Source organism: Streptomyces sp. NPDC093591, assembly GCF_044764885.1.
Taxonomy (GTDB): Bacteria; Actinomycetota; Actinomycetes; order Streptomycetales; family Streptomycetaceae; genus Streptomyces.
Window position 1 is genome coordinate 56,236 of the sequence record NZ_JBIWIY010000017.1, and the last position, 21,502, is coordinate 77,737.

Consider the following 21,502-nt stretch of genomic DNA (forward strand, 5'->3'; position numbering starts at 1 on the left):
CACCACGCAGCGCCCCTGCAGATCGCGGAACCCGGGAGTCACCGGATGCCTTCAGGATCATCGACGTCGGGAGTGGGCCGGGTCATCGCCGGCCGTTATCTGCTGCTGAACCGGCTGGGCAGCGGTGGAATGGGCCATGTCTGGCTCGCCCACGACCAGAGACTGGCCTGCGAGGTCGCGCTCAAGGAGATCGTGTTCCGGGACCCGGCCGAGGCCGACGAGCGCGAGGCCCGGGTGGCCCGCGCCCGCGCGGAGGCCCGGCACGCGGCGGGCCTGCGCGGGCATCCGCATGTGGTGACCGTGCACGACGTGCTGGAGCACGAGGGGCTGCCATGGATCGTCATGGAGTACGTGGCCGGCGCCGTCAACCTGCGTGATCTCGTCGACCGGCGCGGCCCGCTCGCGCCCGCCGAGTGCGCCCGCGTCGGGCTCGCCGTACTAGACGCGCTGACCGCCGGTCACGAGCGGGGCGTGATGCACCGGGACGTGAAACCGGCGAACATCCTGCTGGCGCCGGACCGCACCGGGGCGCCGTACGGGCGGGTGCTGCTCACCGACTACGGCATCTCGGTGCAGCCGGACGCCGGGGAGACGCGGTACACGCTGGCATCGGTGCTCGTGGGGACGTCGGGCTATCTGGCGCCGGAGCGGGTCACGGGCGGGGCGCCCACGCCGGCCACCGATCTGTTCTCGCTGGGCTGCACGCTGTACTACGGCGTCGAGGGCCGGGCTCCCTTCGACCGCGCGTCACATCTGGCGGAGATCACGGCAGTGGTCATGGAGGAGCCCCGGCCGGCCACGCGGGCCGGCGCTCTGGGCCCCGTCCTCGGGGCGCTGCTGGAGAAGGATCCGCAACGGCGGATGTCCGCGGCGCAGGCCGAGGAGGCGCTGTCGCGGATCGTCACGCCGGAGGTCGACGCGTACGCGCGGACCCAGACCGACCTCGGTTCGCAGCCGCACTGGGGTGGCGCGGTGCCGGCGCCGGGGTCCGCGCCCGACGCGGCGGGCTTCGGCGCGCAGCCGACGCCGGATCGGCCCGGTGGCGGACAGGGCTTCCGTCCCACGTCCGAGCAGGCTGAGAACGCGCATGGCGCGGACTACCTGGCCGGGCAGTCCGGCGGGCCGCAGGCGCCGGGGTCTACGGACTGGAAGCCCGACCGGCCGCACGAGGCAGGGCCTACGGCCTGGCATCCCGACCGGCCACAAGAGGCAGAGCCCATGGCCTGGCACCCCGGCGGTCAGCCGCAAGGCCCGGGTTCCGTGGCCGCACAACCCGGCGGGCTGCCGGGCTTCCTCGACCGGCCCGGTGCGCGGCGTCGTACCCGTCCCCGCGTCCTGCACGCGGTTCTCGCGGGACTCCTCGGGCTGGCGCTCGCGGGGGCCGGGGTCTGGTACGCCATGGCGCAGGGCTCCGAGACCGGCGGGGCGCAGCGGCCGTACGGCGCCGCCGTCGGGCTCGGTGATCCGCTGAGGGCCGGTGACTGCGTGCTCGCCGACTGGCCCGGCGCGGTCCCCTTCCAGGGCACGCCCCGGCTGAGTGTGGATCCCAGCTGCGGGGCGAAGGCGCCGGACGGGCAGGTGATGGCGTTGGTGGCGGCCGCGTCCGCCGCCGAGGCGCGCGAGAAGGGGCCGGCGGCGTGCGAGGAGCGGACGGCGGAGATCCGCGGGCGGCTCGCGGACGTCCGCGGCTTCGCCGTCGTACCGACTCGGGCGGGGTTCGAGGCGGCCGGGCGGCGCACCGCCTGTCTGGTGCTGGGCGCGCACGGGCCTGTGTACGGGCCGCTGGGCGAGCATCGGAAGGCGGGGTCGGCCTTCGCGGACACGGCGACCATGCAGCGGCGGGACTGTCTGGATGTCCGGTCCCAGCGGGACGCCCGCCTGGTGTCCTGCGCGGGTCCGCACGACGAGCAGGTGCTCGGATTCACCCGACTGGGCGCCGACGTCACGCCGGCCGAGGCACGCACCGAGTCGGACACGGCGTGCGCCCGGGAGGTGCCGCCGGGCGAGTACGGCTTCGACCCTTCCGTGTACACGGCGGGCTCCTGGACGAGCGAGGGGTCCTGGAAGAACGGCACTCATTTCGTCGTGTGCACCGTCCGGAGGCAGAACGGGGGCACCATGGAGGGGGACGAACCATGAGGAGGGTGTTGCGATGCCCGGTTCTAGCGGTTCCAGCGGTTCTACGGACGGTTCTACGAAAGCGATGGGGGTGCTCACCGTCGGCGGACTCGTCGTGGTGACGGCCTACACGGTGGCGCTCGGGAGCAATGGCTGGCTGTGGTTCGGGTGGGTGGTGCTGGGGCTGATCACGCTGGGGATGGTCGCCAGCCGCAGCACCTGAGTCTCACTCGCGGGTGAGCCGCCCTGCGGAGTGCACGCCCGGCTGGTACTTCGGCAGCCGGGCGGTGATCTTCATGCCCGCTCCCAGGGCGGTCTCGATGACGAGGCCGTAGTCGTCGCCGTACACCTGCCTCAGCCGGTCGTCGACGTTGGACAGCCCGATGCCACCCGACGGGCTGACCTCGCCGGCGAGGATGCGGCGCAGCAGGGCGGGGTCCATTCCGGCGCCGTCGTCCTCGATCACGACGAGGGCCTCGGCGCCGGCGTCCTGCGCGGTGATCTGGATGCGGCACTTGTGGGCCTTGCCCTCCAGGCCGTGCTTGACGGCGTTCTCGACGAGCGGCTGGAGGCAGAGGAAGGGCAGGGCGACCGGCAGTACCTCCGGGGCGATCTGGAGGGTGACCGACAGGCGGTCGCCGAAGCGTGCCCGGACCAGCGCCAAGTAGTGGTCGATGGCGTGGAGTTCGTCGGCGAGGGTGGTGAAGTCGCCGTGCCTGCGGAACGAGTAGCGGGTGAAGTCGGCGAATTCCAGGAGCAGTTCGCGGGCGCGCTCGGGGTCGGTGCGCACGAACGAGGCGATCACCGCGAGCGAGTTGAAGATGAAGTGCGGTGAGATCTGGGCGCGCAGGGCCTTGATCTCGGCCTCGATCAGGCGGGTGCGGGACTGGTCGAGGTCGGCCAGTTCCAGCTGGACGGAGACCCAGCGAGCCACCTCGCCGGCCGCCCGCACGAGCACCGCGGATTCGCGGGGCGCGCAGGCGACGAGGGCGCCGTGGACGCGGTCGTCGACGGTGAGCGGGGCGACCACGGCCCAGCGCACGGGGCAGTCGGGGGTGTCGCAGGTGAGCGGGAAGGCCTCGCCGCGGCCCGACTCCAGGGGTCCGGCGAGGAGTTCCATGATCTGCGTACGGTGATGTCCGCCGACCCCGTCCCAGACGAGGACCCGCTTCTCGTCGGTCAGGCACAGCGCGTCCGTGCCGAGCAGTGAGCGGAGCCTGCGGGCCGACTTGCGGGCGGTCTCCTCGGTGAGGCCGGCGCGCAGCGGGGGCGCGGCGAGGGAGGCGGTGTGCAGGGTCTCGAAGGTGGCGTGTTCGACGGGGGTGCCGAGGTCGCCGAGGTTCTCGGGGCGGGTGGTGCGCCGGCCGAGCCAGAAGCCGGCGGCGAGCAACGGCAGGATCGCCACGCACAGGCCCGCGATGAATCCGCTCATGCCTTCACCTCCGCCCGCAGCTCCTCCGGCAGATGGAACCGCGCCAGGATCGCCGCCGTCCCGGCCGGTACCCGGCCCGGGGTGGCCAGGGACACCAGGATCATGGTGAGGAAGCCCAGGGGCACCGACCAGAGCGCGGGCCAGGCGAGCAGGGCGTGCAGCGCCCCGGAGCCGGGGAAGCCCGCCATCGTCGCGGCGACGGCGAGGAGCGCCGAGCCGCCGCCCACCAGCATCCCGGCCGCGGCGCCGGGCGGGGTGAGCCGCCGCCACCAGATGCCGAGGACGAGCAGCGGGCAGAAGGACGACGCGGAGACCGCGAAGGCCAGGCCCACCGCGTCGGCGACCGGCAGCCCGCCGACCAGGGCACTCGCGGCGAGCGGGACGGCCATGGCGAGGACCGTGCCGAGCCGGAAGTGCCGTACGCCCCGGGACGGGAGCACGTCCTGGGTGAGGACGCCCGCGACGGCCATGGTCAGGCCCGATGCCGTGGACAGGAACGCGGCGAAGGCGCCGCCCGCGACCAGTGCGCCGAGCAGGTCGCCGCCCAGGCCGCCGATCATGCGGTCGGGCAGGAGGAGTGCGGCGGCGTCCGCGTCGCCGGCGAGGGTGAGTTCGGGGGCGTAGAGGCGGCCGAGGGCACCGTAGACCGGGGGCAGCAGGTAGAAGGCGCCGATCAGGCCGAGCACGGCGACGGTGGTGCGGCGGGCGGCGACGCCGTGCGGGCTGGTGTAGAAGCGGACGACGACGTGCGGCAGGCCCATGGTGCCCAGGAAGGTGGCGAGGATCAGGCCGTACGTGGCGTACAGCGGGCGTTCGCCGCGGCTCTCGGCCTGCGAGGGGGACAGGTCGCCGTTGGCCGAGCGGTCGGGTTCGGGGACCTCGGCGCCCTTGGCGAAGGTCAGGCGGGTGCCGCCCTCGATGTGGTGGGTGCCGGCGGGAAGCCGGAGCTGCTTGTCTTCGTGGCTGCGGCCGTCGATGGTGCCGGTCACCGTGACGGTCAGGGGGCGGTCGAGCTTCATGTTGAGGGTGTCGTCGACGCGGACGACGCTCTGTTGGCGGAAGGTCGCCGGTTCGTCGAAGGCGTGGCGGGGCGCTCCGTCGCCCTGCCAGGCGAGGATCAGGAAGAGGGCGGGGACGAGCAGGGCGGTGAGTTTGAGCCAGTACTGGAAGGCCTGCACGAACGTGATGCTGCGCATGCCGCCGGCGGCGACGATGGCGACCACGACGACGGCGACGATCACTCCGCCGAGCCAGTCGGGCGCCTCCGTGAGCACGGTCAACGTCAGCCCGGCGCCTTGGAGCTGGGGCAGCAGATACAGCCAGCCGGTGCCGACGACGAAGGCGCCCGCGAGCCGCCGTACCGCCGGGGAGGACAGGCGGGCCTCGGCGAAGTCGGGGAGGGTGTAGGCGCCGGAGCGGCGCAGCGGGGCCGCGACGAAGAGGAGCAGGACGAGGTATCCGGCGGTGTAGCCGACCGGGTACCAGAGCATGTCCGGGCCCTGGACGAGGACCAGGCCCGCGATGCCGAGGAAGGAGGCGGCGGAGAGGTATTCGCCGCTGATCGCCGCCGCGTTGAGGCGGGGGCCGACGGTGCGGGAGGCGACGTAGAAGTCGGAGGTGGTGCGGGAGATGCGCAGGCCGAAGGCGCCGACGAGGATGGTCGCGAGGACGACGAGGGCGACGGCGGGGACGACGTAGCTGGAGTTCACGGCCGCATCGGTTCCTCTGGCTCAGCGGTCTGGGCAGGTCGGGCGAAGTGGGCTGCGGTTCTGCGGTGCCCTGAAGGGGCCGGGGCCGTATCCATGTGCGGCTCCGCCGCGTGGGCGCGGCCGGCCACGATGGCGCTGCGGACGATCGACGGCATATCCCGGCCTTCCAGCGGAGCGCTCAGCGGTCTTCGACGAGCCGTACGAAGTCCCGTTCGTTGCGCTCCGCGCGGCGCACGAACCAGCGGGCCAGCAGGACCAGCGGTGCGTAGAGGCCGAAGCCGAGGACCGCCCATTCCAGGTGGCGGGAGGCCGGCATCGCGGCGAACAGCAGGGGCAGGGGGCCGACGAGCAGGCCGAGGACGGCGAACACGGCGAGGGCGCTGCGCAACTGGGTGCGCATCAGGGAGCGGACGTAGGTGTGGCCGAGGGTGGTCTGCTCGTCGATCTCGGTGCGCGGGCGGTAGTAGCCGGAGACGCGGCGGGCCTGCCGGGGCGGGCCGGTGACGACGACGCGGCGGTCGGCGGGGTTGCTGGGCATCGTCAGGGTCTCCTCATGAGCAGGTCCCGCAGTTCGCGCGCGTGCCGCCGGCTGACCTGGAGTTCCTCGGAGCCGACCATCACGCTGACGGTGCCGGCGTCCAGGCGGAGCTCGCCGATGTGGCGCAGGGCGACGAGATGGCGGCGGTGGATGCGGACGAAGCCGCGGGCGCGCCAGCGCTCCTCCAGGGTCGACAGAGGGATGCGGACGAGGTGGCTGCCTTTGTCGGTGTGCAGGCGGGCGTAGTCGCCCTGGGCCTCGACGTGGGTGATGTCGTCGACGGAGACGAAGCGGGTCACACCGCCGAGCTCGACGGGTATGTGGTCGGGGTCGGGCTCGCTGACGGGTATGCGGGGGGCGGTGTCGCGCAGCTCCGCGGCGCGCAGTTCGACGGCGCGGCGGACCGCCTCCGCCAGGCGCTCCTTGCGGACGGGTTTGAGGACGTAGTCGACGGCCTTGAGGTCGAAGGCCTGCACGGCGAAGTCCTCGTGGGCGGTGACGAACACGACCAGCGGCGGCTTGGCGAACCCGGTGAGCAGCCGGGCCAGGTCCAGGCCGTCCAGGCCGGGCATGTTGATGTCGAGGAAGACCACGTCGATCGCCTCGGGCCCGCCCGGCCCCGACTCCAGGGCGCGGTTGATCCGGCGCAGCGCCTCGGTCGCGTCGCCCGCGCCCTCCGCGCTGCCGATGCGGGGGTCGGCGTTCAGGAGGTAGAGCAGCTCCTCCAGCGAGGGGCGTTCGTCGTCGACAGCGAGGGCGCGCAGCATGAACCCGGAGTGTAGGAGTAATTCGCACGCTTGCACATGTGCTCCCGGTGGACGTTCGCGCTGCGTATCGCGCCGCTTACAGTGCCCTCATGAACAGCGGCGCGGCGTCCTTCGACGAACTCGACCGGAAGATCATCACCGCCCTCATGGCTAACGCCAGGACGAGCTTCGCCGAGATCGGCACGAGCGTCGGGCTGTCCGCGACGGCGGTGAAGCGGCGCGTGGACCGGCTGCGCGACACGGGTGTGATCACCGGGTTCACGGCGACGGTCAGGCCGTCGGCGCTGGGCTGGCGTACGGAGGCGTACGTGGAGGTGTACTGCGAGGGCGCGGCCCCGCCGCGGCGGCTGGCGGAGGTGGTCCGCAACCATCCGGAGATCACCGCGGCGATGACGGTGACGGGCGGCGCGGACGCGTTGCTGCATGTGCGGGCGCGGGACGTGGAGCACTTCGAGGAGGTGCTGGAGCGGATCCGCGTCGAGCCGTTCATCCGGAAGACGATCAGCGTGATGGTGCTGTCCCATCTGCTCCCGGAGAGCCCCGAGGCGGGCGCGAGCCAGCCCGCGCCCGAGCAGACGTCCCGTTAAACCTCGCGGTGCGCAGCAGGCCTGCGTCTGTCGAAGAAACTACGCAGGATTCCTGCGTGGACACGCAATATTCCTTCCTTGTCGCTCGTATCCGGCAGTTCCTACCTTGGTGTCAACCCTCAGTCGACACTCACAGGAAGCGGAGGAACCCCTCTGTGCCCGACTCCCGTGTGCCGCGCCGGCGGCGGTATCTCGTCTGCGAACCCAGACACTTCGCCGTGCAGTACGCGATCAACCCCTGGATGCGGCCCGACGCCCCCGTCGACGTCGATCTCGCCCAGGCTCAGTGGCAGGCGCTGATCAGCGCCTACCGGACCCACGGCCACACCGTCGACACGGTGGAGCCCGCGCCCGGCCTGCCGGACATGGTCTTCGCCGCGAACTCGGCGGTCGTCGTGGGCGGCCGTGTCTTCGGCTCCCTCTTCCACGCGCCGGAGCGGCGCCCCGAGTCCACGCACTACGACACCTGGTTCAAGACGGCGGGCTACGACGTGTACCGCCCGGAGTCCGTCTGTGAGGGCGAGGGCGATCTGGTCTGGACGGGCCGGTACGTGCTGGCCGGCACCGGATTCCGGACGACCCGCGAGGCCCATCGCGAGGTGCAGGAGTTCTTCGGCCATCCGGTGATCAGCCTGACGCTGGTGGACCCGCGCTTCTACCACCTGGACACGGCGCTGTTCGTCCTCGACGACGACAACATCGCGTACTACCCGGAGGCGTTCTCGCCGGGCAGTCGTGAGGTGCTGGCGCGGCTGTACCCGGACGCCGTGCTCGCCACCCTCGACGACGCCCTGGCCTTCGGCCTGAACTCCGTCTCCGACGGCCGCAACGTCTTCATCGCGCCCCAGGCCGAAGCGCTCACCTCCGCCCTCGCCGACCGCGGCTATGTCCCCGTCCCCGTCGACCTGTCGGAGTTCCGCAAGGCCGGCGGCGGCATCAAGTGCTGCACTCAGGAGATCCGCTGATGACCGCTCCCGTGACCACCCGCTCGTCCGCCGACCTGATCCGCGCCGAGGAGCCGGTCCTGGCGCACAACTACCACCCGCTGCCCGTGGTCGTCGCGCGCGCCGAGGGCACCTGGGTGGAGGACGTGGAGGGCCGCCGCTACCTCGACATGCTGGCCGGTTACTCGGCCCTGAACTTCGGCCACCGCCACCCGGCGCTGATCGAGGCGGCGCACCGACAGCTCGACCGGCTGACCCTCACCTCCCGCGCCTTCCACAACGACAAGCTGGCCGAATTCGCCGAGCGGCTCGCGCAGTTGACCGGCCTGGACATGGTGCTGCCGATGAACACGGGCGCCGAAGCGGTCGAGTCCGCGATCAAGGTGGCCCGCAAGTGGGCGTACGAGGTGAAGGGCGTCCCGGCCGACCGGGCGACGATCGTGGTCGCCGCGGAGAACTTCCACGGCCGTACGACGACGATCGTGTCGTTCTCCACGGACGAGACGGCACGGCAGGGCTTCGGCCCCTTCACGCCGGGCTTCCGGATCGTGCCGTACAACGACCTGGCGGCGCTGGAGGCGGCGGTCGACGAGACGACGGCGGCGGTGCTGCTGGAGCCGATCCAGGGCGAGGCGGGCGTCCTCATCCCGGACGAGGGCTACCTCACCGGCGTGCGCGAACTGACCCGCCGCAAGGGCTGCCTGTTCATCGCCGACGAGATCCAGTCGGGCCTCGGCCGCACGGGCCGTACCCTCGCCGTCGAGCACGAGGCGGTCGTCCCGGACGTGCTGCTGCTGGGCAAGGCGCTGGGCGGCGGCATCGTGCCGGTGTCGGCGGTGGTGGCCCGCCGTGACGTACTCGGCGTGCTGCGCCCGGGCGAGCACGGCTCGACGTTCGGCGGCAACCCGCTGGCCGCAGCGGTCGGCACGGCGGTCGTCGAGCTCCTCGAGACGGGCGAGTTCCAGCGCCGGGCCACCGAGCTGGGCGTGGTCCTGCGGGGCGGCCTGGCGGCCCTGCTGGGCAAGGGCGTCGTCGGCTTCCGCGCACGGGGTCTGTGGGCGGGCGTCGACATCGACCCGGCGGTCGGCACGGGCCGGGAGATCGGCGAACGCCTCCTGCGCGAGGGCGTCCTGGTCAAGGACACCCACGGCTCCACGATCCGCCTGGCCCCACCACTGACGATCACGGCGGAGGAGCTGACGGGGGCGCTGGGGGCGCTGGAGAAGGTGCTGGCGTAGCCGTCCCGGTATGCCGGGCCGGTACGCCGGCCCGGTCCTGGACGCCACCCCGCCAGGGCTCCACTCCAGGACCCCGCTTCCTCACCCCCGCCCCCCCCACGCCCGGCCCCCGCAAAGAGGCAGCGTTGACCGGAAGGGTGAAGATGGGGACATGAGGTGGTAGACCGCTCTCAGCGACAGAGAGGTCGGCCGTGGGCACACACGAGGAGCGGGGCGTTGCCCGGCAGGGGTTCGACGTGGCGGACGCCGTGCCTGTGCTGCTTGACGCGCAGGGCCGGGTGACGGGGTGGACCAGGGATGCTCAGCGGCTGCTGGCGTACGGGGCCTCCGAGGCGGTGGGCAGGAGCGTCGCCGAGCTGCTGAGCACCGACGACGCGGGCCGGGTGCCGGAGCTGATCGAGCGGTGCCGCGTGGAAGGCGGCTGGGCGGGGCTGCTGACCGCCCTGCGCAGGGACGGGCTGCCGGTCAGGCTGATGGTGCGGATCACCGCGGCCCGGGACAGCCAGGGGCCCTCGCGGTGGCTCGCGCTCCTGTCCGAGCTCGACGAGGCGCCCGGCTGGGACATGAGCCGGGCCGTGCTGGAGCAGATGGTCGCCCGCTCCCCCGTGGGCATAGCCATCGTCGACACGGACCTGCGCTACGTCTGGTCGAACAGCGCCCTCGCCCAGTACGGCGGCGGCCCGCCGGCCCGTCGGCTCGGTCTGCGGCTCGCGGACATCCAGCCCGGTCTGGACGCCGAGTCCATCGAGGCGCAGATGCGCCGTGTGCTGACGACCGGCGAGCCGATCGTCGGCTACGAGCACGTGGGCCACGCCCGCTCCGCACCGCTGCGCGAGACCGCGCACATGATGTCGTTCACCCGGCTCGACGACGGCCACGGCCACCCGATGGGCGTGTACTACACGGTCGAGGACATCACCGACCGGCACCGCGCCCGGCAGCGCCTGGCCCTGCTCGACCGGGCCGGCGAGCACATCGGCCGCTCCCTGGACATCACCCGGACCGCTCAGGAGCTGGCCGACGTGGCCGTACCGGGACTGGCCGACCTGGTCACCGTGGACCTGCTGGAGTCGGTGCTGCGGGGCGGGGAGCCCACCGCCGGGCCGCTGAGCGACAGGGGTCCGGTGCCGCTGCGCCGCGCGGGGCACCGTTCGGCCACCGCGCGGGTGCCGGAGGCCGTCGTCGACATCGGCGAGGTGGTCACCTATCCGGCGGACTCGCCTCCGATCCGCTGTCTGAGGACGGCCAGGTCGTGGCGCGAGGAGAGACTGGACCCGCTCGGCGAGGCGTGGACCCAGCACGCGCGCGGCGGGCGGGCCGCCATCTTCCTGGAGCTGGGCCTGCACAGCGTGATGATCGTGCCGATCCGCGCGCGGGGCGTCACCCTGGGCGTCACGACCTTCTTCCGCCGCCACCGCCAGGAGTCCTTCGAGGAGGACGACCTGAACCTGGCGGAGGACCTCGTCTCGCGGGCGGCCGTCTGTGTGGACAACGCCCGGCGCTACACCCGCGAGCGCGACGCGGCCCTCGTCCTGCAGCGCAGCCTGCTGCCGCACCAGCTGCCCGAGCAGGACGCCCTGGAGGTCTCCGCCTGCTACCGGCCGGCCGACGAGCTCACCGGCCTCGGCGGCGACTGGTACGACGTCATCCCGCTGTCGGGCGCCCGCGTCGCCCTGGTGGTGGGCGAGGTGCCCGGGCACGGCATCGACGCCGCCGCGGCGATGGGGCGGCTGCGGACCGCCGTACGCACCCTCGCCCTGCTGGATCTGCCGCCCGAGGAGGTGCTGGCCCACCTCGACGACCTGGTCGCGCGGTCGGCCCGGGAGGAGGCCGTCCAGATGGGCGCGGAGGAGGCCGCCATCGCCCAGTCCGTGGGGTCCGGGTGCGTGTACGTCATCTACGACCCGGTCGACGGGCAGTGCACCATGGCGGCCGCGGGCCACCCGGCGCCGGCGGTCGTGCGGCCCGACGGCGGCGTCACCTTCGTCGATCTGCCGCAGGGAGCGCCGCTCGGGGTCGGCGGCCCCCCGTTCGAGTCGGTCGAACTGGCCCTGCCGGCGGACAGCACGCTCGCCCTGCACACCGACGGGCTGCTCGCGCGCGGGGACGACTGGGCCATCGACGCCGACCGGGACCGGCTGCGGGCGGCCCTGGAACGGCGCGCCGACTCGCTCGAACTGCGCTGCCGGACCGTGGTCGACGCGCTGGTCCCGGACCGCCCGCACGACGACGTGGCCCTGCTGATGGCCCGCACCCGCCTCCTCGGCAACGATCAGGTCGCCGACTGGGACCTGCCGACCGACCCGGCCGCCGTGGCCGACGCACGCAAGACGGCGACCCGGCAGCTGTCGGAGTGGGGGCTGGAGGAGTTCGCCTTCACGACGGAACTGGTCGTCAGCGAGCTGGTCACCAACGCGATCCGGTACGCCGACGGCCCGATCCGCCTGCGCCTGATCAGGGAGCGCGCGCTGATCTGCGAGGTCTTCGACGGCGGCGCCACCGCCCCGCATCTGCGCCATCCGCGGACCACCGACGAGGGCGGGCGCGGGCTGCTGCTGGTCTCGCAGTTCACCCAGCGGTGGGGCACCCGCTTCGTCCCCGAGGGGAAGATCATCTGGGCCGAGCAGTCCCTGACGGATCCGTCGCCCTGACCAGTCCTACTCACACAGACGCACCGGATCGGCACATAAGTCATACACCGTGGGAAACTGGTCTGATCCCGGTGGTGAGGCGGGAGCCATGAACGAGAAGGCGATCGACTACGAGGCAGTGTTCCAGGGCCTGCCCGGCATGGTGGCGCTGCTGACCCCGGAACTGGTCTACGCCGACGCCAACGAGGACTTCCAGCGCCTGTCCGGGCGCACCCGCGCACAGCTGGTAGGCCGGTACATCTTCGACGTCTTCCCCGACAACCCCAACGACCCCGCCGCCACCGGCATGCGCGACGTCCAGGCGTCCATGCTGCGCGTGGTGGCCACCGGCGAGCGCGACACCATGGCCCTGCAGCGCTACGACGTCGAGGACCCCGTGCGCCCCGGCCACTGGGAGGAGCGCTACTGGAGCCCCGTCAACGCGCCCGTCTTCGGCCCCGACGGGCGGGTGGCCCTCATCGTGCACCGGGTGGAGGAGGTCACCGAGCTCATCCGCCTCCGCGGCACCCAGGGCGGTGACTCCCGGGCGCGGGTCCTGGAGGCCGAGCTGTACACCCGCGCCCGCGAGCTGCAGGAGCTCAACGAACGGCTGCGGCAGGCCCACGCCCGCGAGCGCGAGGTGGCCCTGGCGCTGCAGGAGGCGATGCTGCCCGCCGGCCGGCAGGTGCGCAACCACCGGGCGGCCGTGCGCTACCGGCCCGCGCTCGGCGCGCTGAACGTGTGCGGCGACTGGTACGACGTGGTCGACCTGGTGGGCGGCGACCGTATCGGCGTGTCCGTGGGCGACGTGGTGGGCCACGGCTTGGAGGCCGCCGGTGTCATGGGTCAGCTGCGCAGCGCGCTCAGCGCCACCTCGCGCGTCGCCGACGGCCCGGCGCAGGCGCTCGATGTGCTGGGGCGGTACGCCCATGTCGTCGACGGCGCCGAATCGGCCACCGCGGTCACCACGTTCGTCGACTTCGACGCCCACACGATCACCTACAGCAGCGCGGGCCATCCACCGCCGGTGCTGGTCCACGCCGACGGCCGCGTGGAGTTCCTCGACCTGGCCACCGACCCGCCGCTGGACGCCCGCCCCGATCCGATGCCGAGACCGCAGGCCGTCACCGGCTTCACCGACGGCGCCACGCTGGCGCTGTACACCGACGGCCTGATCGAACGCCGCCGCGAGGACATCGACACGGGCCTGGCCCGCCTGGCCGACTCCCTCGTGCGCCACCGCCAGGCCGACCCCGAACCGCTCGCCGACTCCGTCCTGCTGGAGTTGCTGCCGCCGGGAGGCGCGACGGACGACACGGCGCTGATCATCGTGCGGCTGTGATGAACGAACAGAAGAAGGAGCAGACAAAGGAGCAGATGAACGAGCAGACCAGAAGGCTCCGCGCAAGTGCGGGCGCCCTGCCACCCGGTCACCGTGATCACGCCAAACCGCGCCATCGGGTTGCCGCGCCCCTGCCCATGACACCAGGCTGGTCCGGCGGTCCTCCCCACCCGCAAGTCACGCCGACGGCCGATCTCCTGACCTCCACTCGGGACATTCGGTGTCGGTCGGCATCCGCACGACCCGACCCGGTTCCGGCCTGTCACCCCTGCGCCTACACTGGCAGCCCCACGGCACGCCGGTTGACCTGCCAGAACGCGGCGGTAGGAACTGATCCGCCGGAGTGAGGAGCGACCCCTTTGTTCTACTACGTACTCAAATACGTGTTGTTGGGACCTCTGCTGAGACTGGTCTTCCGCCCTCGAATAGAGGGCCTGGAGCACGTGCCGGCCACCGGCGCGGCCATCGTCGCCGGCAACCACCTGTCGTTCTCCGACCATTTCCTGATGCCGGCGATGCTCAAGCGCCGTATCACCTTCCTCGCGAAGAAGGAGTACTTCACGGGCCCGGGCATCAAGGGACGCCTGACCGCGGCCTTCTTCCGCAGCGCCGGGCAGATCCCGGTCGACCGCACCGGCAAGGAGGCGGGCCAGGCCGCGATCCGCGAGGGGCTCGGGGTCCTGAGCAAGGACGAACTCCTCGGCATCTACCCGGAGGGCACCCGCTCGCACGACGGCCGCCTCTACAAGGGCAAGGTCGGCGTCGCCGTGATGGCTCTCAAGGCCGGGGTCCCGGTCATCCCCTGCGCCATGATCGGCACGTTCGAGGCACAGCCGCCGGGCAAGGTCATTCCGAACCTCCACCCGGTGACGATCCGCTTCGGCGAGCCCCTCGACTTCTCCCGCTACGCCGGCATGGAGAACGAGAAGGCGATCCTGCGCGCGGTGACCGACGAGATCATGTACGCGATCCTCTCGCTCTCCGAGCAGGAGTACGTCGACCAGTACGCGGCCGTCGCCAAGGCCGAGGAGGCCGCCGCCAAGGCCGAGAAGGATCGCAAGTTCCCCCGGATGCCCATCAGTTGACGTGTCGTGTCGTCCGGCAGGCCGGGGCGGCGACCTGACGGCGGGCGACACCACGACCGACACCCGGCGAAGGTGCGGGCTGCCGCCCGCCGATGCCCGCCCGACGGTAGCGGCAGCCGCCCCGGCAGAGTTCGCGAAGGCGCCGGGCGACCCGCCCGGCACGGACGGCTCCAGCAGGACCGCCCGAAGGAGCCGAGCAGCCCAACAGGCCCGGCGCAAGAGCCACCCGCCCGACAGAACCGACGGGGGGCGCGCCCGGACTCGACGAAGACGCACCTCCGCCCGAGAGACAGGCGCCCACCCGGCGAGGCTCATTCGAGAGACTCAAGCACCCCGCGCAGCCGTAACGCGTCCGCCGCCGCGCTCACCAACACGGCGGGAACGGATCCACCCGGCATGCTCAGCCGAGAGACTCAAGCACCCCGTCAAGCACCCCGCGCAGCCGCAGCGCGTCCGCCGCCACCGCGCTCACCAACACGGCGGGACCGGCGAGCGGTAGGACGGCGGCGCTCTCCCCCAGCACCCGAGCCGCCACCGGAGACTCGGCGAACTCGGGGCGGACGACGACGAGTTGGCCGACGGCCCGATGGCCGCCGAGTCCGGCGGGCCCGTCCCAGCCACCCGGTGCACCGGGACCGCAGACAAGCTCCTGATCGAGTACGACCCGACCCGCGACGCTCACCCGGATCCGACTGCTGAGCCGGCCCGGTTCCTCCCCCACCCGCCCGAGCACCTGCTCCTCACGCAGTACGAGCCGCCCCGCCGCACCGACGTCGACGCGTGTCGTGACGTAGAGATCACTGCCTCGGGCGGAGATCAACTGCTCGGGCAGCCAGTGCAGTTCGCCCCCGTCGGCGACGGAGAGCCGTACGTCGTAACGGGCCTCGCCCTTGCTCTGTCCCGGCAGCGCGATGGTGGCGGCCGCCGATCCGACGCGCAGCCGGGCGCCGGCCTGAACGTCGGCCTCCACGGTGAAGTGGTCGCCGCCGAGAGGCCCGCTCATCGCCCCGACGAGCATGACCCGCGCCTCGGCGCCGCTCCCCCGGGTCCGCCGCAGCGCCAGCGGCCCGTCACCCTCCAGCACGGGCAGCGAGGTGCCGCCCCGCCCGTCGTCCCGGGCGGCGATCCGCGCGACGGCCCGTACGCCACCTGTCACGGTCACGCCGTCCACGCCGCTAGCCGCGTCCGCACCCAGTCGGCGACGTCGCGCACGCCGGGCTCGCTGCGCAGCGACTGGAAGACGACCGGCAGTTCGGCCCGCTGCGTCTTGGCGTCGGCCGCCATCCGCGCCAGGTCGGAGCCCACGTACGGCGCGAGGTCGGTCTTGTTGACGACGAGCAGATCGGCGGTGGTGACGCCGGGTCCGCCCTTGCGCGGGATGTCGTCCCCACCGGCGACGTCGATCACGAAGATCTGCGCGTCGACGAGCCCCTTGGAGAAGGTCGCGGTGAGGTTGTCCCCGCCGGACTCGACGAGGATGAGGTCGAGGGGGCCGACCTCGTCCTCCAGGTCCTCGACGGCTTCGAGGTTCGCGGAGATGTCGTCCCGGATGGCGGTGTGCGGACAGGCCCCCGTCTCCACGGCGGTGATCCGCTCGGGCGGCAACACGGCCTCCCGCAGCAGGAACTCGGCGTCCTCACGCGTGTAGATGTCGTTCGTGACGACGGCGAGGGAGAGCTCGTCACGAAGGGCACGGCAGAGCGCGGCAACGGTGGCCGTCTTACCGGACCCGACGGGCCCCCCGAGCCCGATGCGCAGCGCACGGCGCGCCCCGTCGGGACGGTGAGCGTCGGCACTGACGGCGGAGGGGCCGTGGTGGGAGTGGTCGAGGTGCATGGGCGGCTCCTTTGGACTCGGGGCTTCATTCAGCCCGTCCGGCGTTTGAGGACGAGGCCGTTCAGGCCGAAAGCGGGGGTCTGGGGGCGGCAGCCCCCAGGGGCGGGGTCGAAGGGGCGGCAGCCCCTGGGGGATGGGACGGGTAGGGGCGGCGGGGGCGAAAGAACCCTAGGAGGCGAACAGCCGCACACCCCAAGCCGCATGCACCTCCGCCCCGATCTCCAGCAACGGCCCCGAAGTGGCAGGCAACTCGTCGACTCCCCCGTCGACGACCAGTCGCCCCGCCTCCACCGCCCGGTCCACCACCCGATCCAGCTCCGGCGCCAACCGAGCCAGCACCGCCGTGGCGTCGAACGGATCAAGACTCAGCAACCGCACCGTCGCGGAAGCCGGCCCGCTCACACTCTCGTACGCCGCACAGTAAGCCGCCTCGACGGCCCCCAACCCCGCCACCCGGGCCACGACCCCCAGCACAACCGGCTGATGGGCCCCCTTGGGAAACCGCCGCGCGAGGTCATCCAGCTCCGGGGACGGCCACGTCGCCCGAGCGGCCCGCATCAGCTGCCGCCCCAGCTTCCGTGCGGCGAGCCGCAACGCGGGCGACGGCGTACGGGCATCGGCGGCCTCGTCCAAGGCGACCGCGTCCACGCCGAGCGCGGCCGCAGAGGCGAGCGAGGCCGCGACCAGCCCCGCCGTGTGCAGCCGCCCCCGGCAGAAGTCCTCCAGGCTCGCGGCCCCGCTGATCCGACCCGCCTTGACGGCCTCCTCCGCCCCGCCGGAGTGCGCGTGCCCCCCGGCGGGAAAGCGGCCGTCGGCGAGGACGAGAAGTGCTGCCCGTGACATCGAAACCCAGCTCTCAGAACAGGAAGTAGCGCTGGGCCATGGGCAGTTCGGCGGCGGGCGTGGCCTCCACCAGCTCCCCGTCGATGTGCACGGCGAAGCTGTCGGGATCGATCCGTACGTCGGGCCGCGCGTCGTTCTGCCGCATGTCGGCCTTGGTGACTGCACGCGTCGACTCGATGGCCACGAACCGCTTCCCGAGCTGGAGCCGCTCCACGAGCCCGTCCTCGATGGCGAGCGGCGCCACGAAGTTGACGGAGTTCGAGGCGGGCGCCCGTCCGATCGCGCCGAACATCGGCCGGGGCAGGATCGGCTGCGGCGTCGGAATGGACGCGTTGGCGTCGCCCATCTGCGCGTACGCGATCTGCCCGCCCTTGATGACGAGGTGCGGCTTGACACCGAAGAACGCCGGCTCCCAGAGCACCAGGTCGGCGAGCTTGCCGCTCTCCACGGAACCCACCTCGTGGGAGAGCCCCTGGGCGACCGCCGGGTTGATCGTGTACTTGGCGACGTAGCGCCGCACCCGCTGGTTGTCGGCCCGCCCGTCCCCCGGCAGCGCGCCCCGCCGCCGCTTCATCACATGCGCGGTCTGCCAGGTCCGCATGATGACCTCGCCCACCCGGCCCATGGCCTGCGAGTCCGACGAGATGATCGAGATCGCGCCGAGGTCGTGCAGGATGTCCTCCGCCCCGATGGTCGACGGCCGGATCCGCGACTCGGCGAAGGCGAGGTCCTCCGGCACCGCCGGGTTGAGGTGGTGGCACACCATCAGCATGTCGAGGTGTTCCTCGGCGGTGTTGACGGCGAAGGGCCGCGTCGGGTTGGTCGAACTGGGCAGTACGTGCGGCTCGGAGACGACGGTCATGATGTCCGGCGCGTGCCCGCCGCCCGCACCCTCGGTGTGGTACGCGTGGATGCCGCGTCCGGCGATCGCGGCGAGCGTGTCGCCCACGAAGCCGGCCTCGTTCAGCGTGTCCGTGTGGATCGCGATCTGGATGCCGGTCCGGTCGGCGACGGTCAGCGAGGCGTCGATGACGGCCGGGGTGGAGCCCCAGTCCTCGTGCAGCTTGAGGCCGAGCGCGCCGCCCCGGATCTGGGACAGCATCGCCTCGTGGGAGACGGTGTTGCCCTTGCCCAACAGGCCGAAGTTGACGGGGTGTTCCTCCATCGCCTCCAGCATCCGGGCCAGATGCCAAGGGCCCGGCGTGACCGTGGTCGCCTTGGAGCCCTCGGCGGGTCCGGTGCCGCCGCCGATCAGCGTGGTGATGCCGGAGGCGAGGGCCTCGTCGGCGATCTGGGGGCAGATGAAGTGCACGTGCGCGTCGATGGCCCCGGCCGTCAGGATCCGGCCGTTGCCCGCGATGATCTCCGTCTCCGGGCCGATGACCAGATCCGGATGTACCCCGTCCATCGTGTCGGGGTTGCCCGCCTTGCCGATGCCGGTGATCCGGCCGTCGCGGATACCGACGTCGGCCTTGACGATGCCCCAGTGGTCGATGATCACGACGCCGGTGATGACGGTGTCGGGGGTGCCGTCCGCACGCGTGGCACGGGACTGGCCCATGGATTCGCGGATGACCTTGCCGCCGCCGAACACGGCCTCGTCCCCGGCGAGTCCGGGACCGCCGGAACGGTCCTCGTCGATCTCGATCAGCAGGTCGGTGTCGGCGAGCCGGATGCGGTCACCGGTGGTCGGGCCGAACAGGTCGGCGTACGCGGCGCGGGAGATCTCAGGCATCGAGGGCACCTCCGGTCTCGCCGCGCAGGCCGGGCACCACGCGGGCGCCGGCGAGCGGGACGAGTTCGACGTCGACGGGGATCCCGGGTTCGAAGCGCACGGCGGTGCCGGCGGCGATGTTCAGCCGCTTGCCGCGGGCTGCGGCGCGGTCGAAGTCCAGACCGGGGTTGGCCTCGGCGAAGTGGTAGTGGGAGCCGACCTGGACGGGCCGGTCGGCGGCGTTGAGGACGGTCAGACGGGTGACCTCACGGCCTTCGTTGTAGGCGATCGGGCCGTCGGCGAAGAGGATCTCTCCGGGAATCATCGCCGCCCCCTTCAGACGATCGGGTCGTGGACGGTGACGAGCTTCGTACCGTCCGGGAAGGTCGCCTCGACCTGGACGTCGTGGATCATCTCGGGGATGCCCTCCATGACGTCGTCCCTGGTGAGCAGCTTGCGCCCGGAGGCCATGAGCTCGGCGACCGTACGGCCGTCACGGGCGCCTTCGAGGATGTGCGACGTGATGAGGGCGACCGCCTCGGGGTGGTTGAGCTTCAGCCCACGGGCGCGGCGCTTTTCGGCCACGTCGGCCGCCACGTGGATGAGCAGCCTCTCTTGCTCGTGCGGGGTCAGTTGCACGTCCCACCTCACAGTCCTCGCTCCGGACCGTGCGGGGTCCGGTTGCCTCAGCCGCCGGGCAAAGTCCCTGGTGGCGTGGATCGGCAGGCTAGTTGGACCGAGTTTCAAGCAAGTTAACCGAGCTGTGATCCATCAGGGCGTGGCGGACTCGTCCCGCATGCTCATCAACGCGCGCAGACCGTCCCGGAGGACCTCGACCGGGGCGGGCCCGAACAGGGACTGCTGCGCGATGAAGCCCAGCACGGCGGAGATCATCGTGCGGGCCACATGGTCCGGCTCCACATCCGTCCGCATCATCCCGGCCTTCTGGTAGCCCTCGACGATCTTCGACCAGGACGCGCGCACCGAGCCGTAGCCCTCGCGCAGGACGGCCGCGAGCTCTTCGTTGCGCAGCGTCTCCGTCCACACCTGGATGACGAGGCGCGGAAACGCGGGGCGCCCGTCGACGACCAGGGAATCGCGGGCGGCGAGTGTCCTGCCGAGGACCGAGGTGATGAGTTCGTCCGGGGGCGGGGGCGGGGTCTGCCGCGCCGCCTCCTCGAAGGCCGCGCGGACCGATCCGAGCACCTCGGCGACGATCGCGCCGATCAGCTCCTCCTTGCCGCTGAAGTACCGGTACACCGCCCCCGCGGAGAGATCGACCTCCTTCAGGACGTCCTGCATGGACGTGGCGTGGAAGCCGTTGCGGGCGAAGCAGATCGCGGCGCCGTCGAGGATCTGCCGGCGGCGGGCGTCGAGGTGTGCCTGGGATACGCGGGCCATGTCACCAACGTAAAACGAACATTCCTTCTTGACAAGAAGCCGCCTGCGCAGGACGGTAGCGACATAACTAAAACGAACGATCCTTCTTTTTGACGGGACCCTTCCCGTCGGGCCCTCCCGTCGGGCCCTCTCAGTCGGGCGCGCCCAGCCAAGCCCTCTCACTCGAACCCTCAGGGAGTTCCCATGTCCACCCGCCGCCTGATCGCGGTCGTCGTCCTCGTCCCCGTCCTGGCCGCCCTCGCCCTGTGGGCCTTCGCCTGGCCCGCCGCCCGAACGGCCCCCCGCGACCTGCCGCTCGGCGTGGCCGGACCGGCCGCCGCCACGGCCCAGGTGGAGAAGCAGCTGGGCCGGCACGAGGGCGCGTTCGAGATCCACCGCTACGCCGACGCGGCCGCCGCACGGGACGCCATAGAGGACCGGACCGTATACGGCGCGATCGTCGTCACCGCCCAGGGCCCCGAACTGCTGACCGCGTCGGCGGCGGGCCCGGTCGTCGCCCAGCTGCTCCAGCAGGCGGTGACCCAGCAGGCGTCGGCCGCCGGTACCCCGGTCAGGACGGTCGACGTCGTTCCCGCTCCCGAGAAGGACCCGCGTGGCGCGGCCCTGACCTCGAGCGTGCTGCCGCTGGCGCTGGCCGGTATCGCGGCCGGCGTGCTGGCGACCCTGCTCGGACTGCGCGGCCTGCGCGCCGTGACCGCCCTGGTCGGCGCCGCCGCGCTGGTCGGCCTGGCCGCGGCGGCGATCGCACACAGCTGGCTGGGAGTCCTCACCGGCGACTGGTGGGCCGAGGCCGGGGCACTGGGCCTGGCGACACTGGCCGTGAGCGCCGGCGTGGCAGGACTGGCCGCCCTTGTAGGCCCCGCCGGCAGCGGGATCGTGTCGGCCGTGGTGATGCTGTTCGGCAACCCCTTCTCCGGCGCCTCGTCGGCGCCACAGCTGCTGCCCGAGCCGGCGGGCGCGATCGGTCAATGGCTGCCGCCGGGCGCGGGCGCCACCCTGCTGCGCTCCGTGTCGTACTTCGACGGCGCGGCAGCGACAGGCCCCGCCCTGACGCTGACCTGGTGGGCAGCACTCGGCCTGGGAGCCGTCCTGCTCGGGAACGCCCTCAAGACGCACACCAAGACCGACACACCCGCGACCGAGCGCGAACTGACCACCGTCGGCTGACCGCGCTCGACGGCGCCACAGCTGCCGCCCCAGCCGACGGGCGCCATCGGCCAATGGGCGCCACCGGACGCGGGCGCCACCCTGCTGCGCCCCGCGTCGTACGTCGACGGCGCGGCAGCGACAGGCCCCGCCCTGACACTGACCTGGTGGG

The 21,502-nt window shown here is 72.4% G+C and carries 20 protein-coding genes; 9 read left to right on the forward strand and 11 right to left on the reverse strand.

Features of this window, described 5'->3' with window-relative positions; genetic code table 11:
• The first annotated feature begins 45 nt into the window (after positions 1-45).
• Both ACIREI_RS31960 and ACIREI_RS31965 read left to right on the forward strand, forming a co-directional pair.
• Positions 46-2,139, forward strand: coding sequence for a protein kinase (locus ACIREI_RS31960; protein WP_403340173.1), 2,094 nt, complete (start codon positions 46-48; stop codon positions 2,137-2,139).
• Positions 2,140-2,152: 13 nt separating this feature from the next.
• Positions 2,153-2,341 (forward strand): hypothetical protein, encoded by a 189-nt coding sequence (locus ACIREI_RS31965; protein WP_128430451.1) that lies wholly within the window; start codon positions 2,153-2,155, stop codon positions 2,339-2,341.
• 3 nt (positions 2,342-2,344) lie between these two features.
• On the opposite strand, the gene ACIREI_RS31970 is transcribed toward ACIREI_RS31965, so the two are convergent.
• From ACIREI_RS31970 to ACIREI_RS31985, 4 genes are all read right to left on the reverse strand, one after another.
• Positions 2,345-3,550 carry a sensor histidine kinase gene (locus ACIREI_RS31970; protein ID WP_403340176.1) on the reverse strand — a complete coding sequence of 402 codons (1,206 nt, stop codon included), beginning with the start codon at positions 3,548-3,550 and terminating at the stop codon, positions 2,345-2,347.
• Entirely contained in the window at positions 3,547-5,259 is a 1,713-nt protein-coding gene (locus ACIREI_RS31975; RefSeq protein WP_403340178.1) for a cation acetate symporter, read from the reverse strand. Before ACIREI_RS31975 ends, ACIREI_RS31970 begins: the two co-directional genes overlap by 4 nt.
• Positions 5,260-5,437: 178 nt before the next feature.
• A complete protein-coding gene (locus ACIREI_RS31980) occupies positions 5,438-5,797 on the reverse strand; it encodes a hypothetical protein (RefSeq protein WP_403340179.1) in 360 nt (119 codons plus the stop codon).
• A gap of 2 nt (positions 5,798-5,799) precedes the next feature.
• Positions 5,800-6,564 carry a LytR/AlgR family response regulator transcription factor gene (locus tag ACIREI_RS31985; protein ID WP_403340181.1) on the reverse strand — a complete coding sequence of 255 codons (765 nt, stop codon included), beginning with the start codon at positions 6,562-6,564 and terminating at the stop codon, positions 5,800-5,802.
• 89 nt (positions 6,565-6,653) lie between these two features.
• On the opposite strand from ACIREI_RS31985, the gene ACIREI_RS31990 reads away from it, so the two are divergent.
• The 6 genes from ACIREI_RS31990 (at position 6,654) to ACIREI_RS32015 (ending at position 14,390) form a co-directional block, all read left to right on the forward strand.
• Positions 6,654-7,151: an Lrp/AsnC family transcriptional regulator gene (locus ACIREI_RS31990; RefSeq protein WP_302002606.1), complete on the forward strand. Its 498-nt coding sequence runs from the start codon at positions 6,654-6,656 to the stop codon at positions 7,149-7,151.
• Positions 7,152-7,306: 155 nt separating this feature from the next.
• The gene (ddaH, locus tag ACIREI_RS31995) at positions 7,307-8,116 is read left to right on the forward strand and encodes a dimethylargininase (RefSeq protein ID WP_403340184.1); all 810 of its coding nucleotides are present in this window, start codon (positions 7,307-7,309) and stop codon (positions 8,114-8,116) included.
• A complete protein-coding gene (rocD, locus tag ACIREI_RS32000; RefSeq protein ID WP_403340187.1) occupies positions 8,116-9,333 on the forward strand; it encodes an ornithine--oxo-acid transaminase in 1,218 nt (405 codons plus the stop codon). Before ddaH ends, rocD begins: the two co-directional genes overlap by 1 nt.
• Before the next feature lie 191 nt (positions 9,334-9,524).
• Entirely contained in the window at positions 9,525-11,984 is a 2,460-nt protein-coding gene (locus ACIREI_RS32005; protein WP_403340190.1) for a SpoIIE family protein phosphatase, read from the forward strand.
• 88 nt (positions 11,985-12,072) lie between these two features.
• The gene (locus ACIREI_RS32010) at positions 12,073-13,305 is read left to right on the forward strand and encodes a PP2C family protein-serine/threonine phosphatase (RefSeq protein ID WP_403340193.1); all 1,233 of its coding nucleotides are present in this window, start codon (positions 12,073-12,075) and stop codon (positions 13,303-13,305) included.
• 359 nt (positions 13,306-13,664) lie between these two features.
• On the forward strand, positions 13,665-14,390 hold the full coding sequence (locus tag ACIREI_RS32015; protein WP_403340196.1) for a lysophospholipid acyltransferase family protein: 726 nt from the start codon (positions 13,665-13,667) through the stop codon (positions 14,388-14,390).
• 400 nt (positions 14,391-14,790) lie between these two features.
• On the opposite strand, the gene ACIREI_RS32020 is transcribed toward ACIREI_RS32015, so the two are convergent.
• From ACIREI_RS32020 to ACIREI_RS32050, 7 genes are all read right to left on the reverse strand, one after another.
• Entirely contained in the window at positions 14,791-15,561 is a 771-nt protein-coding gene (locus ACIREI_RS32020; protein WP_403340198.1) for an urease accessory protein UreD, read from the reverse strand.
• Entirely contained in the window at positions 15,549-16,226 is a 678-nt protein-coding gene (gene ureG / locus ACIREI_RS32025; RefSeq protein ID WP_403340200.1) for an urease accessory protein UreG, read from the reverse strand. Before ureG ends, ACIREI_RS32020 begins: the two co-directional genes overlap by 13 nt.
• 168 nt (positions 16,227-16,394) lie before the next feature.
• Positions 16,395-17,069, reverse strand: a complete 675-nt coding sequence (locus tag ACIREI_RS32030; protein WP_403340203.1) for an urease accessory protein UreF — start codon at positions 17,067-17,069, stop codon at positions 16,395-16,397.
• A 13-nt stretch (positions 17,070-17,082) separates the two neighbouring features.
• Entirely contained in the window at positions 17,083-18,804 is a 1,722-nt protein-coding gene (locus tag ACIREI_RS32035; protein ID WP_403340205.1) for an urease subunit alpha, read from the reverse strand.
• Positions 18,797-19,108, reverse strand: a complete 312-nt coding sequence (locus ACIREI_RS32040) for an urease subunit beta (protein ID WP_067028474.1) — start codon at positions 19,106-19,108, stop codon at positions 18,797-18,799. The genes ACIREI_RS32035 and ACIREI_RS32040 overlap by 8 nt, the downstream gene beginning before the upstream one ends.
• 11 nt (positions 19,109-19,119) lie before the next feature.
• A complete protein-coding gene (locus tag ACIREI_RS32045) occupies positions 19,120-19,422 on the reverse strand; it encodes an urease subunit gamma (RefSeq protein ID WP_010355509.1) in 303 nt (100 codons plus the stop codon).
• Positions 19,423-19,554: 132 nt separating this feature from the next.
• The gene (locus ACIREI_RS32050; RefSeq protein WP_403340209.1) at positions 19,555-20,184 is read right to left on the reverse strand and encodes a TetR/AcrR family transcriptional regulator; all 630 of its coding nucleotides are present in this window, start codon (positions 20,182-20,184) and stop codon (positions 19,555-19,557) included.
• Positions 20,185-20,367: 183 nt separating this feature from the next.
• Between ACIREI_RS32050 and ACIREI_RS32055 the strand changes: the two genes are divergently transcribed.
• Positions 20,368-21,351 (forward strand): ABC transporter permease, encoded by a 984-nt coding sequence (locus ACIREI_RS32055; RefSeq protein ID WP_403340212.1) that lies wholly within the window; start codon positions 20,368-20,370, stop codon positions 21,349-21,351.
• The last annotated feature ends 151 nt before the right edge of the window (positions 21,352-21,502 follow it).